At 68.7% G+C, this 12,011-nt stretch carries 10 protein-coding genes; 5 read left to right on the top strand and 5 right to left on the bottom strand.

Features of this window, described 5'->3' with window-relative positions:
- Positions 1 to 19 precede the first annotated feature (19 nt).
- The 4 genes from F7Q96_RS26730 to F7Q96_RS00555 all read right to left on the bottom strand — a co-directional run bounded on the left by F7Q96_RS26730 (position 20) and on the right by F7Q96_RS00555 (position 5,025).
- Positions 20 to 193 carry a hypothetical protein gene (locus F7Q96_RS26730; RefSeq protein WP_158507296.1) on the bottom strand — a complete coding sequence of 58 codons (174 nt, stop codon included), beginning with the start codon at positions 191 to 193 and terminating at the stop codon, positions 20 to 22.
- A 36-nt stretch (positions 194 to 229) separates the two neighbouring features.
- Positions 230 to 1,399, bottom strand: a complete 1,170-nt coding sequence (locus F7Q96_RS00565; protein ID WP_053824201.1) for a DUF4382 domain-containing protein — start codon at positions 1,397 to 1,399, stop codon at positions 230 to 232.
- A gap of 162 nt (positions 1,400 to 1,561) precedes the next feature.
- A complete protein-coding gene (locus tag F7Q96_RS00560) occupies positions 1,562 to 3,688 on the bottom strand; it encodes a TonB-dependent receptor family protein (protein ID WP_249041633.1) in 2,127 nt (708 codons plus the stop codon).
- Positions 3,685 to 5,025, bottom strand: coding sequence for a PQQ-dependent sugar dehydrogenase (locus F7Q96_RS00555; RefSeq protein ID WP_053824202.1), 1,341 nt, complete (start codon positions 5,023 to 5,025; stop codon positions 3,685 to 3,687). The genes F7Q96_RS00560 and F7Q96_RS00555 overlap by 4 nt, the downstream gene beginning before the upstream one ends.
- 314 nt (positions 5,026 to 5,339) lie before the next feature.
- Between F7Q96_RS00555 and F7Q96_RS00550 the strand changes: the two genes are divergently transcribed.
- The 3 genes from F7Q96_RS00550 to F7Q96_RS00540 all read left to right on the top strand — a co-directional run bounded on the left by F7Q96_RS00550 (position 5,340) and on the right by F7Q96_RS00540 (position 9,181).
- Positions 5,340 to 5,807: a YybH family protein gene (locus tag F7Q96_RS00550; protein ID WP_053824203.1), complete on the top strand. Its 468-nt coding sequence runs from the start codon at positions 5,340 to 5,342 to the stop codon at positions 5,805 to 5,807.
- A gap of 75 nt (positions 5,808 to 5,882) precedes the next feature.
- On the top strand, positions 5,883 to 6,587 hold the full coding sequence (locus F7Q96_RS00545; protein ID WP_212762896.1) for a TetR/AcrR family transcriptional regulator: 705 nt from the start codon (positions 5,883 to 5,885) through the stop codon (positions 6,585 to 6,587).
- Complete coding sequence (locus tag F7Q96_RS00540) at positions 6,584 to 9,181, top strand: PEP/pyruvate-binding domain-containing protein (RefSeq protein ID WP_053824204.1); 2,598 nt, start codon at positions 6,584 to 6,586, stop codon at positions 9,179 to 9,181. Before F7Q96_RS00545 ends, F7Q96_RS00540 begins: the two co-directional genes overlap by 4 nt.
- A 49-nt stretch (positions 9,182 to 9,230) precedes the next feature.
- Here F7Q96_RS00540 and F7Q96_RS00535 read toward each other — a convergent pair whose 3' ends face one another.
- Positions 9,231 to 10,835 (bottom strand): methyl-accepting chemotaxis protein, encoded by a 1,605-nt coding sequence (locus tag F7Q96_RS00535; RefSeq protein WP_053824205.1) that lies wholly within the window; start codon positions 10,833 to 10,835, stop codon positions 9,231 to 9,233.
- 168 nt (positions 10,836 to 11,003) lie between these two features.
- Here F7Q96_RS00535 and F7Q96_RS00530 point away from each other — a divergent pair, with 168 nt between their 5' ends.
- Positions 11,004 to 11,357, top strand: coding sequence for a thioredoxin family protein (locus F7Q96_RS00530; protein WP_006580000.1), 354 nt, complete (start codon positions 11,004 to 11,006; stop codon positions 11,355 to 11,357).
- On the top strand, positions 11,354 to 11,998 hold the full coding sequence (locus tag F7Q96_RS00525) for a DinB family protein (RefSeq protein WP_390885712.1): 645 nt from the start codon (positions 11,354 to 11,356) through the stop codon (positions 11,996 to 11,998). Before F7Q96_RS00530 ends, F7Q96_RS00525 begins: the two co-directional genes overlap by 4 nt.
- Positions 11,999 to 12,011 lie beyond the last annotated feature (13 nt).

Here is a 12,011-nt window from a genome sequence, read left to right as displayed (position 1 = left end):
CGCCAACCGCTCGCCGCAATCAGCAGCGTCCCTTCTTCGCCTGTCCCGGCGGGCAGTGATACGGGCCGGGGCCCGGATCGACCACGACCGCGCCCGGCGTGACCACCGCACCGTGCGGGGTATAGACGGCGCAGCCGCCGAGCAGCGTGCCGGCGCCGATCAGCAGCGCGCAGATTGCCTTCATCGAACTCATTGCATGTTCCTTGTCGTTGATGTGGATTTCAGCTGATCAGAACTGGAAGTTCGCCGTCGCATCGCCTGCCGAGACGTCGCGCTCGGTGCTCAGCGTGGCGCCAGTGACCGATGTTGCGGTGACAGTGTACCTGCCTGCCGCGGCGGCATCCGCGCTCAGCGCGATCGGCAGCGTCGGCTGATAGGTCCCCACCAGCGGGGCGGCGGCCGGCACGTTCAGCTGATAGGCGCCTGTATCGAAGTTCGCATTGGCGACGGCCACTTCGATCGGAGCGCCGGCGACATTCTGCTTCGCCTGCACGAAGGCCTGCGCCGAGGCGGGCAGCACCGCGCCCGTGATCCGGCGCATCGGCGAGGCCGGCAGCGCGATCGGCGCCGCCGAGGTCGACACCGTGGTGGTGGCCTGCGCGGTGACCGGCACGTTCTGGATCACGCCGGTCGCACGATCGTTCTGCACCACCACGACGCTGTAGTTGCCCGCATCGCTGCTGCGCAGCAGCGGCGACAGCGTGAAGGCGCCATTGCTGTCGGCCAGCGTACCCTTGATGGTCACGCCATTCTGCTGGGCATAGACGGTGGCGCCGGCCTGCGCCGGCGAAACGTAGCCCTGGATCGCGCCGCTGACCACCAGCGGCACCGCGGTCACCACCGGCTTCAGCGCATAGGAGCCGTTGCCCCGCTGCACGATCGAGCGGCACGCGTCGAAGTCCAGCACCAGGTCGACCAGCGTGTCGCGCTGCACGGTGAACGGACGGATGATCTTGTACCCGCTTTGCGTGGCGCTCGGCGTATCGAGCGGCTGTTCGGCGCCGCCGGTCGGCACCACCGAATTGGCCAGCGAGTTGCCGGTATTGCGATCGAGCACGAGGCGGACCTGCTGATACTGGCCGGCCGGCAGCACGGTCTGGCCCAGCTTGGTCAGCGTGCCGTTCTGCAGCGACAGCAGATCGATGCGGCGGGAGGGATTGACATCGATCTCGGCCCAGCCGCCGGTGCCATCCTCGGCGTTGGCGCTGGTATGGACGCGGATCTTGTCGACGGTGACGAAGACATGGTCGAAGCCGCAGGCCGGCGCATCGGTCATCGACACGCTGAGCGTACCGGTGCCGCCGCCATCGTCATCGCCGCCGCCACCGCAGGCGGCCAGGATTGCAGCGGAAGCAGCGACGCCGAATGCAAGCCCCCGGTATTTGAAATTGGTTCTCATTTCCCTCTCCTTGATTTCCTTATGGGGAATCTTGAGCATAATTTCCCGCCCCTCTGGAAAGGCGTGACATATTGTAAGACCTGAAACACCGATCCATTTTTGCGAACGCTCTTGCTTTTTTCCGCCGCCTCCAATTAACGGAGCATTTACCGCGATGGGGAATCAGAACGCATACGACAGCGATACGCCGGCAAACGCATTGCGGCCGGCCGCCGGCTCGAAATAGCGCCCATTTCCATCGTTGACGATCACCGATCCCGCATAGCGGCGATCGAACAGATTGTCGATCCGCGCAAACGCATTGAGGGTCCAGCGGCCGACGGGCATGGTGTAGCCGGCGTGGATGCCGGTCACGAAATAGCCGGGCGCGCGATCGCTGTTGCGATCGTCGACCGGCACGGCGCTCAGGTAGCGCAGATCGATGCCGGCGCGCCAGCCGCGCGGCGGGGCCCAGGCGAGCGATCCATAGACAGCGTGGCGCGCGGTGCCGGGCAGACGGTTGCCGGCGACGATGCCGGGCGGCACCGTGTCGCGGAAGGTCGCATCCAGATAGCTGTACGCTAGCTGCGCCTGCCAATGCCGCCGCAGCGCGCCGCTCCAGCCCAGTTCCACGCCTTGGCGCAGCGTGCGGCCGGCATTGCGATAGCTGGCCCGGCCGCCGCTGCTGGTGGCGGTGACGATCTCCTGATCGGTGCGGGTCTGGAACAGCGCCGCCGTCAGCAGGCCGCCGGCAAGCCTGTGCTTGGCGCCGATCTCCACCGAGGTGCTGGTGGCCGGGCGCAGCGCGAAATTCAGGCCCGCCGAACCGTCGGGCCGATACGAGATCTCGTTCAGCGTTGGCGTTTCGAAGCCGCGTCCCGCGGTCGCATACAGATTCAGCGATTCGCTGGCGCGATAGCGCACCGCACCGACCGGCAACCATTTGTCGTAACGTACCGAGCCGCTGTCGTCGCCATTGGCGCCGACGATATAGCGATCGCTCGACGAGAAGCGCACCGTGCTGTGGCGCAATCCCGCTTCGACGGTCCAGCGCGGGCTCGGGTCCAGCGAAGCCTGCAGATACTGATCGAAATTCCAGACGGTATTGCGCTCGTCGCGCCGCAGGCTGCCCTGCTCGCCGAGCACCGGCTGTTCCGTGCTGCCGATGAAGTTCTCGTAGCCGCGGCGCCTTTCCTCCATCGAGTCGTAGGCGAGCCCTCCGATCAGCGTCAGCGGCATGCGGCCAATTTGGCCACGGTGCGTCCAGCGCAGGTCCGCGCCGCCGTAGTCGCGGGCCAGATCGATGACACCGCCGGCCGACAGCGGGCTGCGTTGCGCCGCGGGCGGGATCGACAGGAACTGGCGGGTTTCTCGCCGCCCGTAGTAGATCATCGCCATCAGCGTGTTGTCGGCGTCGATCCGGCGTTCGTGACGCAGGCCGCCCTGCGCCTGCTGCACCGTCTTGCGCGTATCGAACTGTTCGGCCAGCGGCGCCGAGCGCGGCGCGCCGTCGAACTGCGCCCGTGTCAGCCCGAGCGGGTCCTGCGCGCTCAGCTCGACCGCATTGGCCACCAGCGTCCAGCTGCTGTCGGCATCGGGTCGCCACGTCAGCCGCGCATTGCCAAGGTTCTTGCGCGCCGCGCTGTGGTCGCGATATCCCTCGGTGGTGAAACGCGAGGCGCTGACCAGATAATCCAGGCCCGGCTCCCCTTGCGCGGGCGCGCCGCTGGCCTTCAGGCCATAGCGCCACGTGCCATAGCTGCCGGCGCCGACGCTGCCTTCGACGAGCGGCGGCCGCGCACCAGGCTCGGTCCAGACCTGGATCACACCGCCCGATGCGTTGCCGTACAGCGCCGAGGCGGGGCCGCGCAATACCTCGACGCGATCGATCGACGCGATGTCGATATTCGAGGTCTGCCCCTGCCCGTCTGGCATCGTCGCGGGAATGCCGTCGACATACAGCCGCAGGCCGCGCACGCCAAAGCTCGAACGCGCACCGAAGCCCCGGATCGACAACTGCAGGTCCTGCGCGTAGTTGTGCCGGTCCTTGGCCAGCAGGCCCGGCACGGCGCCGAGCCCTTCGCTCAGATTGATCTGCGGCCTGTCGTCGCGCAGCGCGCCGCCCGAAACCACGTCGGCCGATGCAGGGGTATCGAACACCGGGGCATCGACGCGCGTGGCGGTCACGACCACCGGCGCCAGCGCGCGCTCGGCGGCCGGTGCCGGCGCATCGGGCGCATGCTGTGCACCGGCCCATCCCGACAGCGGCAGCAAGACACCGGCCGCCCATGCCGCTGCACCGCTCCTCATCGGCGTCTTGCCGTCATCGCGGTGACGCGCCAGACCACGTTGCCGACATCGTCGGTCACCAGCAGTCCGCCGCGGCGATCGTCCTTGACGTCGACCGGGCGGCCATGGGCATGCTCCGAAGCATCGAGAAAGCCGGTCAGCACATCGATCGGCTCGCCTTTGGGCACGCCGCCGCGGAACGGGACGAAGATCACCTTGTAGCCGCTCTTGGGCTTGCGGTTCCACGAGCCATGCTGGCCGACGAACAGGCCTTCGCGGAACGGCTCGGGCCAGCGTAGCCCGTCGGCAAACGTGATTCCCAGCGATGCGGTGTGCGGACCGAGCGCATAGTCGGGGACCAGCGCGGTGGCCACCAGTTCGGGCCGCTGCGGCTTGACCCGTACGTCGACGTGCTGGCCCCAGTAGCTGTATGGCCAGCCATAGAAGCCGCCATCGCGCACCGCGGTGATGTAGTCCGGAACAAGGTCGCTGCCGATTTCGTCACGCTCGTTGACCGCGGTCCACAGCTGGCCGGTCACGGGTTCCCAGGCCAGTCCGTTCGGATTGCGCAGGCCGGTCGCATACAGCCGCATCTTGCCGCTGGCGCGATCGAGCTCCCAGATCGCGGCGCGCCCCTGTTCGATCTCCATGCCCTTCTCGCCGACGTTGCTGTTGGAGCCGACCGTGATGTAGAGCTTGCGGCCGTCGTGGCTGGCGATCACGTTCTTGGTCCAGTGGTGGTTGATGCCGGCGGGCAGATCCACGACCTTGACGCCGGGTTCGTCGATACGGTCGGCGCCGGGGCGATAGCGAAAGCGCATCAGCGCATCGGCATTGGCGACATAGAAGTCGTTGCCGACCAGCACCATGCCGAACGGCGAGTTCAGGCCCTGCAGGAACACCGAGCGCTTGTCCGCGACGCCGTCGCGGTCGGTATCGCGCAGCAGCGTGATGCGGTTGGCGCTGGGCGTGCCGGCGCCGGCCCGCTTCATCACCAGCTTCATGACCCAATCGCGGATGCCCTTGCCCGATTCCGGCTTGGGCGGTGCATTGGACTCGGCCACCAGCACGTCGCCGTTGGGCAGCACGTAGAGCCAGCGCGGATGATCGAGCCCATCGGCGAAGGCCGTCACTGCAAGCCCCGGCGCGGGTGTCGGCCGGGCGCCGGCCGGCCAGCCGATCGCCGGTGCGATGTCCACGGTCGGCAGCAGCGTCTTGTTCGGCGGCGGCAGGGTCGGCGACGGACCGGTGCCCTGCGCCACCGTCAGCGTGGCGCGGTCACCCATGCCCAGCAGAAAGCACCCGCCGACCAGCAGCGTGACGGCACCCAGCACGATGACAAGGCGAACCCTTCTCATGACGCACTCCTCAATGGTTTGCGACCTGACAGGTCTTCCAGCAAGTATCGGCCCGATTGCCGCCGCTGCCAGCGGTGGCAAACCCGGTTCTGTGCATTTTAAGACACGAAATTCCGGCGCCCCACGCGGGCGGGGACCCGGTGTCTTGTCGAGGGTGCCTCAAGCCACTGGGCCCTCGCCTGCTCGGGGGCGACGGCGGATTGGAGATTGTCGAATTACGACGCTCCCGCTCGACAAAGGGGTAGGAGCCGCTCTGCCGGCCGTACCGACAGGCCCGGAGGCGGGTTCGAAACCGAACCGACAAGGAGCACATCATGAGCATTAGCAAGGACCAGCAGACCGATGAACGCACCATCACGCAGATGATGGAGGACTGGGCCCGCGCGCTGGAACGGCGCGACGCCGCCGCCATGACGGCCAACTATGCGCCCGACGTGGCGCTGTTCGACGTCAAGCCGCCCTACGCGCTGCAAGGCGTGGACGCGTACCGCGCCACGTGGGAAGCCTGCTTTCCGTATCTGCCCCGGCGCTTCCGGTCCGAGCGCAAGGACATCGTGCTGACCGTTGGCGCGGACCTGGCCTTCTGCCATTGCCTGAGCCGCATCGCGCCGGTGGACGAGCCCGACCATCCGGCCGGCGGCACCTGGATCCGCATCACGGTCTGCTTGCAGAAGCGAAACGGCCGGTGGCTGGTGGTGCACGAGCACGGCTCGCTGCCGTTCGATCCGATGACCGAGAAGGTCGTCTACATCGGCGACACGGAGGCCGAGACGACGGCGTAAGCCGTCATCGAATGCCTTGACAAGAGGAGAACGGAGCATAAAATTGCACGACGTTCAAATTTAAGCGACGTGCAAATGGAAACCTCGCCTCAGCGCCCCATCCGGACCCCGTTCGACCTGCCCATCGACGCCAGCGCCGCCCCGCCGCCCGCGGGGCGGCGTCAGCGCAAGCGCAACCAGACGCTGGACCATCTGGCGGCCACCGCCTTCGATCTGTTCGAGGCACATGGCTACGAGGCGGTGACGATGGAGCAGATCGCCGCGCAGGCCGATGTCGCCAAGGGCACGCTGTACAACCACTTTCCGGTCAAGGAGGCGCTGCTGGCCCATCAGTTCCACGGCGAGCTGGCGGCCGGGCTTCAGCAATTGCGCTGCGCGCTGGAGGGACTGGGCAGCTTCCAGGCACGACTCTGCTATCTGCTGTCGGCCTCGGCCGACTGGTGCGAGGCGCGCCGCGGCTACCTGCCGCACTACCTGCGCTTCCGCTTTCTGGATCTCGGACCGGGCCGCTTCGAGCAGGGCGACGGTGAAGGCGCGCCGGGACGCAGCGGCATGGACCTCGCCTTCGATGCGCTGATGGCGGCGGGACAGCAGAGCGGCGAACTGCGGCGCGACCTGCCGTCGGGACAACTGGCGACGCTGTTCCACCATCTCTACCTGGGCGCGCTGATGCGCTGGCTTGCGGCGCCCGCCGGCGACCTGCGCGCCGAGTTCGCGGCCATCGTCGACCTGTTCTTCCACGGCGCGGCACGCGCGGCCGAGCCGGAACGCGCACGATGAGCGCCCTGCTGCTCGACTGGCCCGCCGCGGCCGCGCAAGGGCCGGCTGCCGCCGGCGGCAAGGGCTGGCAACTGGCGCTGATGGCGCGGCTCGGCGTGCCGGTGCCCGATGGCTTCGTGATCCACGCCGATGCCAGCCGCGGCCGGCGGGCCGGCGATCCGGTGCCGCGGGCGCTGCGCGACGCGCTGGCACGCGAGCTGGCAGTGCGTGGGTGGGAACGGACCCCGCTGGCGATCCGCTCGTCGGCCCCGCAGGAGGATTCGGCGCAGGCTTCGTTCGCCGGCATCCACCTGTCGCGGCTGAACGTCACCGGCGTCGATGCCGTCGCCGAGGCGGTGCAGGCGGCATGGGATTCGGTGTGGGAGCCGGCGGCGCTCGCCTACCGGCAACGCCTCGGCCTCGATGGGGAAGCACCGGCGATGGCGGTGGTCGTGATGCCGCTGCTGCCGGCGGTGGCGGCCGGCATCGCCTTTACCTGCGATCCGCTGTCCGGCCGCGACGACCAGATGCTGATCCACGCGCATTGGGGGCTCGGTGAAGCGCTGGTCGGCGGGCAGGCCGATGGCGACGAATACCGGCTGCAGAGCAACGAAAGCACCGATGGCGGCGATGCGCTGCGTGTCATCGCGCGCCGCCTGGGCGGCAAGCAACGGATGACGCAGCTGCTGTCCGGCGGCGGCACCACGGTAATCGACACGCCTGCGCAGCGGGCCGCCGAGGCGGTACTGTCCGATGCGCAGGCCATTGCGCTCGGCGAACTGGCGCGCGACGCCGCCGGCGCGCTCGACTTCGCCAATCCCCGTTACGACATCGAATGGGTCTGGGACGGCGAGCGTTTCTGGATCGTGCAGGCGCGGCCCGTCACCGCGCGGGCGCGGCACACCTATCCGGCACTGCGCGAGCAGCCGCGCTACTGGTCGCGCGGCAATACCCGCGAGATCATGCCCGACCCGCTGTCCGCGCTTGACTGGCACGGCTGCCGCACGATGGCCAACCGGATGCTGACGCTGGGCTTCGCGCTGTCCGGCTATCCGATCCTGCCCGGGACCGAGCACGCGGCGCTGTTCGACGGCAGGCTGTATCTGGACGTGTCGCTGATGCAATGGGAGTGCTACGACGCGCTGGGCGTGCGTCCGGACGCCGTCAACCGCCTGCTCGGCGGCACGCAGCCGGAAATCGTCGTGCCGCCGCCGGGCCCGCGCGACCGGCTTGCACGCGGCCTGCGCATGCTGCGGTATCTGGCGCGCTCGCCGGGCCAACGGCGCCTTGGCGGGGCCGCCCTGGCGCGCGCGGCCGAGCAGGCGCGTCAGTGGCGCGAGCAAGCCTTGCCGGACGAGCCCGCCGCGTTGGCCGGGCTGCTGCGCGAACAGTTCCGCACGGTGGCGCAGGCCGATCCGCTGTTCTTCCTGCAGGGGTCGGCCGGCGGCACGCTGGCAGGGCTCGTCGATCTGGTCGACAAGTACTGCCCCGGCGAAGGCTATGCCGTGACGGCGGCCTTGATGGCCGGGGGCGAGCCGAGCGTGACAGCGCAGCAGGGCTACGCACTGATCGCGCTGGCGGAAACGGCCGCGGCCGACGCCGAAGCGCTGGCGTGGCTGCGCAGTCCGCAGCGGATCGGCGCGCAGTGGGCACAGCAACTGCCTGCGGACAGCCCATTCCGGCGCGCGTTCGCCGAGTTCCTGGATCGCTACGGCCATCGGGCCACCGCGGAAAGCTACGTGCGGCAACCGCGCTGGCGCGAGGCGCCCGACTATCTGCTCGATACCGTGCTCGGCATGATCGGCAGCGACGCCGACGCAGTGCGGCAGCGCCAGCGCGATGCCGCACGCCAGGCATGGCAGCGTCTGCGTACCGCGATCCCGCCGTTGGCCCGCCCCGCGATGCTGCCGCTGCTGCGGCGGATGGTGCGGGTGGCCACGCGCGAATGCAATCAGCGCGAAGCGGCGCGCAGTGCGTTGATGCGGTATCTGGAAGCAGTGCGGCGCACCGCGCTGGCGCTGGGCACGCGGTTGGCCCATGGGGGTGAGCATGCCGGATGGAAGCGGCCCGACGATGTGTTCCATCTGACCGCATTCGAACTGCTCGCTGCCGCGGAAGGGCGCCTGCCACTGCAGCACGCCGCCCAGCGCGCGGCACGACGGGCCGACACGCTGGCGCGGCAGGCCAGGCAGACCGAGCCTGCGGTGATCGTCGAACAGCCGGGCGCGTTGCCGGCGGTGTTCTCGTCAGCGGAACCGAGCGCCGCGTCGGTAGCCGACGCGGCCGCCGGGCGCTGGGCCGGCACGCCGGTCGGCGCCGGCCAGGCGCGCGGACCGGCCTGCGTCGCGCGCAGTCCGCAACAGGCGACCGCGATGGCGAACGGGGACATCCTGGTCGCCCCCAGTACGGATCCGGCCTGGACGCCGCTGTTCCTGCGCGCCGGCGGCCTGGTGATGGAGACCGGCGGCTACCTGTCGCACGGCGCGATCGTCGCGCGCGAGTTCGGCATTCCGGCGGTGGTCAATCTGCCGGGCATCCTGTCGCAGCTCGCCGACGGCGACATGCTGGCCGTCGACGGCAACCGCGGCACCGTACAGCGGGTCGCCGCGAGCTAGCCCTTCAGGTCCTTCAGGTCCTTCAGGTCCTTCAGGTCCTTCAAGTTCTTCAAGCCGCCGCCAGCTGCGCGCGGGCAGCCGCCGGGGCCTTCGACGCCATGGCCGCGTCATGGCCCGCCGCGAGGCGGAACATCGCCACCGTGTCGAGCAGGCGCGTCGCCTGTTCATCCAGCGAATGCGCTGCGGCGGCCGCCTCCTCGACCAGCGCCGCGTTCTGCTGCGTGACCTGGTCCATCTGGCCGACCGCCTGGTTGACCTGCTCGATGCCGCGGCTCTGTTCGCCGGTGGCGGCGGCGATCTCGCCGATGATGTCGGACACCTGCTTGACCGCCTGCTGGATCTCGTTCATGGTCGCGCCGACGCTTTCTGCCTGCGCCGACCCGGTACGCACCGTGGTCACGGAAGCGTCGATCAGCTCCTTGATTTCCTTGGCGGCGGTCGACGAGCGCTGCGCCAGTGTGCGCACCTCGCCGGCCACCACCGCGAAACCCCGGCCCTGCTCGCCGGCACGCGCCGCTTCCACCGCGGCGTTCAGCGCCAGGATATTGGTCTGGAAGGCAATGCCCTCGATCATGCCGGTGATCTCGGCGATGCGGTTCGAGTTGGTGCTGATCGCACCCATCGTTTCGACCATCTGGCCAGTGGCGACATGGCCGTGCTGCGCGACGGCGGCGGCGTTGTCGGCCAGCGTGCTGGCCTGGCGAGCGCTGTCGGCGTTGTGGCGCACCGTGGTGGTCAGCTCTTCCATGCTGGACGCCGTCTCCTCGAGCGACGCGGCCTGCTGCTCGGTGCGCGACGACAGGTCGGCGTTGCCGGCCGCGATCTGGCGTGCGGCCACACCGACCGAATCGCTCGATTGCCGCACCTCGCGCATTGCCGCGGCGACGCGGTCGAGCAGCGCGTTGAAGCTCTGCGCGGTGCGGCCGACCTCGTCGAGGCGGCGCACCGGCGAACGATGGCTCAGGTCCAGCGTTTCGCTGACATGCTCCATGCTGGCCTGCATCTCGCCGAGGCTGTCGCGGATGCGGCGATACAGCAGCCATGCGAGCACGGCGACCACCAGCACGGTCACGCCGATCACGGTACCGAACACGCGCACCGCGATCGCGCTGGCGCGCTGGTTCTCGCTCACCGCGTCGTCGCCCATCTTGCTGTTGAAGTCCAGATGCGCGTCGATCTGCTTGCGCAACGCGGCCGAAGCGAGATGCAGCTCGCCCGCGGACAGCATCGCGTGCAGTCCCGCGGTGTCGTTGGTGCGCGAGAGCGCGAAGAACGCGGCATGCTGCGCGCGATAGCGTGCCAGCGCGGCACGGTCTTCTTCCAGCAGCTTGCGGTCGGCATCGTTGGAGATGTCCTCGCGCTCGTATTTGGCCGCCAGCTCGTCGAAACGTGCGATCGCCCTGGCGGCTTCCTTCTCGGCTTCGTCCTTGGCGCCGGCATCGTCGGCGAGCGCGTGGCGGTACAGCTGGACCCGGATCGCGGTAGTGCTGTCCTTGATCGCGTTGAGCCGACGCACACTGGTCAGCGTGTTTTCGTTGAAGTACTCGAGGCGTTGTTCGGCCTGGTTCAGTTGCCAGATGCCGCCGATGCCGACGACCAGCAAGGCGAGCAGCGAAAAGAACAGCGTGAAAAGCAGACGTTGACTGATGTTCATGATGGGCCAGGGGACGGCTATCATCAAAAAAGCGACTCAGCAGCCGCTTAATTCTGATGTTAGTGTGGTTTCATTCAGGGTTTACGTCAGCCCTGCCGCACACTTGAGCCGTCCTTGGCGTGAATTTCGCTAGTTCTGGGATATCGAGGACAACGACGGAGACGACAAATGGCCATGTCCGAAACCTATATGGCGATCGAGCCACCACGCGAGGATATCGACGCGCTGCCGGGCGCCGCGGTGCTGGAGTTCGGCGCCCCCTGGTGCGGCTACTGCATGCGCGCGCAGGCGCCGATCGCCTCGGCCTTCTCGCGCCATCAGCAGGTGCGGCACATCAAGGTCGAGGACGGCAGCGGCCGCCCGCTCGGCCGCTCGTTCCGCATCAAGCTGTGGCCGACGCTGGTGTTCCTGCGCGATGGCAAGGAAGTGGCGCGGCTGGTCAGGCCGACCGACGCCGACGAAATCGAGAAGGCGATGCGGCAGATCGACCGGATGGCCGGCGACGAGGCGGCGGCCGCATGACCGAGGCGCGGGTTCGCGCGGCTCTGTTCCGGTCCGCCGGAGGGAAACAGCGGCATCATGGTTGTCGACGTGCCGCGGCGCTCGGTACATTTCGCCATGCGTTCTACCACGCCGAGCCCAAGCGCCCCCACGACATGATCGACGCCGCCACCCTTGCCGCCCTGCGCGACTTCCCGCGCCAACTGGAAGCCTTCTACGGGGCCGTTCCGGCCACGCATCGCAACTGGTCGCCGGCCAGCTGGGACGGCGTGCCGAGCGAGCCGTTCACCCCGATCGGCCAGCTGTGCCACGTTCGGGATATCGAGATCGACGGCTATCACCTGCGCCTTGAGCGCACACTGAGCGAAACCCACCCGCTGCTGCCGTCGATCGACGGCGACGCGCTGGCAATCGAGCGTGCCTATGCGACGGCCGATGGCGGGCAGGCGCTCGCAGACTTCCGCGCGGCGCGCGAGAAGACCGTCGCGCTGATCGCCGGGCTGGACGACCGGCAGCTTGCCCGCACCGCAAAGTTCGAGGGCTACGGGCCGCTGACGGTCCGCAGCCTCGTGCACTATCTATGCAGCCACGACCAGCAGCATCTGGCGGGGCTGCAGTGGCTGCTTGGGAAGATGCACGCGGAAACCGCGATCGCTGCCTAGCCCGCGGCAATCG

Origin of the sequence: Cupriavidus gilardii, from assembly GCF_008801915.1 — a bacterium.
GTDB lineage: Bacteria > Pseudomonadota > Gammaproteobacteria > Burkholderiales > Burkholderiaceae > Cupriavidus > Cupriavidus gilardii.
Note: the sequence above shows the minus strand (reverse complement) of the source record. Positions and strands in the feature narration are given on the sequence as shown.

What these genes read in the sequence shown, in the direction of transcription:
- F7Q96_RS00565 (WP_053824201.1), bottom strand. Translation starts at nt 1,399, where the DNA reads ATGAGAACCAATTTCAAATACCGGGGGCTTGCATTCGGCGTCGCTGCT.
- F7Q96_RS00545 (WP_212762896.1), top strand. Translation starts at nt 5,883, where the DNA reads ATGGAAACCTCGCCTCAGCGCCCCATCCGGACCCCGTTCGACCTGCCC.
- F7Q96_RS00535 (WP_053824205.1), bottom strand. Translation starts at nt 10,835, where the DNA reads ATGAACATCAGTCAACGTCTGCTTTTCACGCTGTTCTTTTCGCTGCTC.
- F7Q96_RS00560 (WP_249041633.1), bottom strand. Translation starts at nt 3,688, where the DNA reads ATGAGGAGCGGTGCAGCGGCATGGGCGGCCGGTGTCTTGCTGCCGCTG.
- F7Q96_RS26730 (WP_158507296.1), bottom strand. Translation starts at nt 193, where the DNA reads ATGAGTTCGATGAAGGCAATCTGCGCGCTGCTGATCGGCGCCGGCACG.
- F7Q96_RS00540 (WP_053824204.1), top strand. Translation starts at nt 6,584, where the DNA reads ATGAGCGCCCTGCTGCTCGACTGGCCCGCCGCGGCCGCGCAAGGGCCG.
- F7Q96_RS00550 (WP_053824203.1), top strand. Translation starts at nt 5,340, where the DNA reads ATGAGCATTAGCAAGGACCAGCAGACCGATGAACGCACCATCACGCAG.
- F7Q96_RS00530 (WP_006580000.1), top strand. Translation starts at nt 11,004, where the DNA reads ATGGCCATGTCCGAAACCTATATGGCGATCGAGCCACCACGCGAGGAT.
- F7Q96_RS00555 (WP_053824202.1), bottom strand. Translation starts at nt 5,025, where the DNA reads ATGAGAAGGGTTCGCCTTGTCATCGTGCTGGGTGCCGTCACGCTGCTG.
- F7Q96_RS00525 (WP_390885712.1), top strand. Translation starts at nt 11,354, where the DNA reads ATGACCGAGGCGCGGGTTCGCGCGGCTCTGTTCCGGTCCGCCGGAGGG.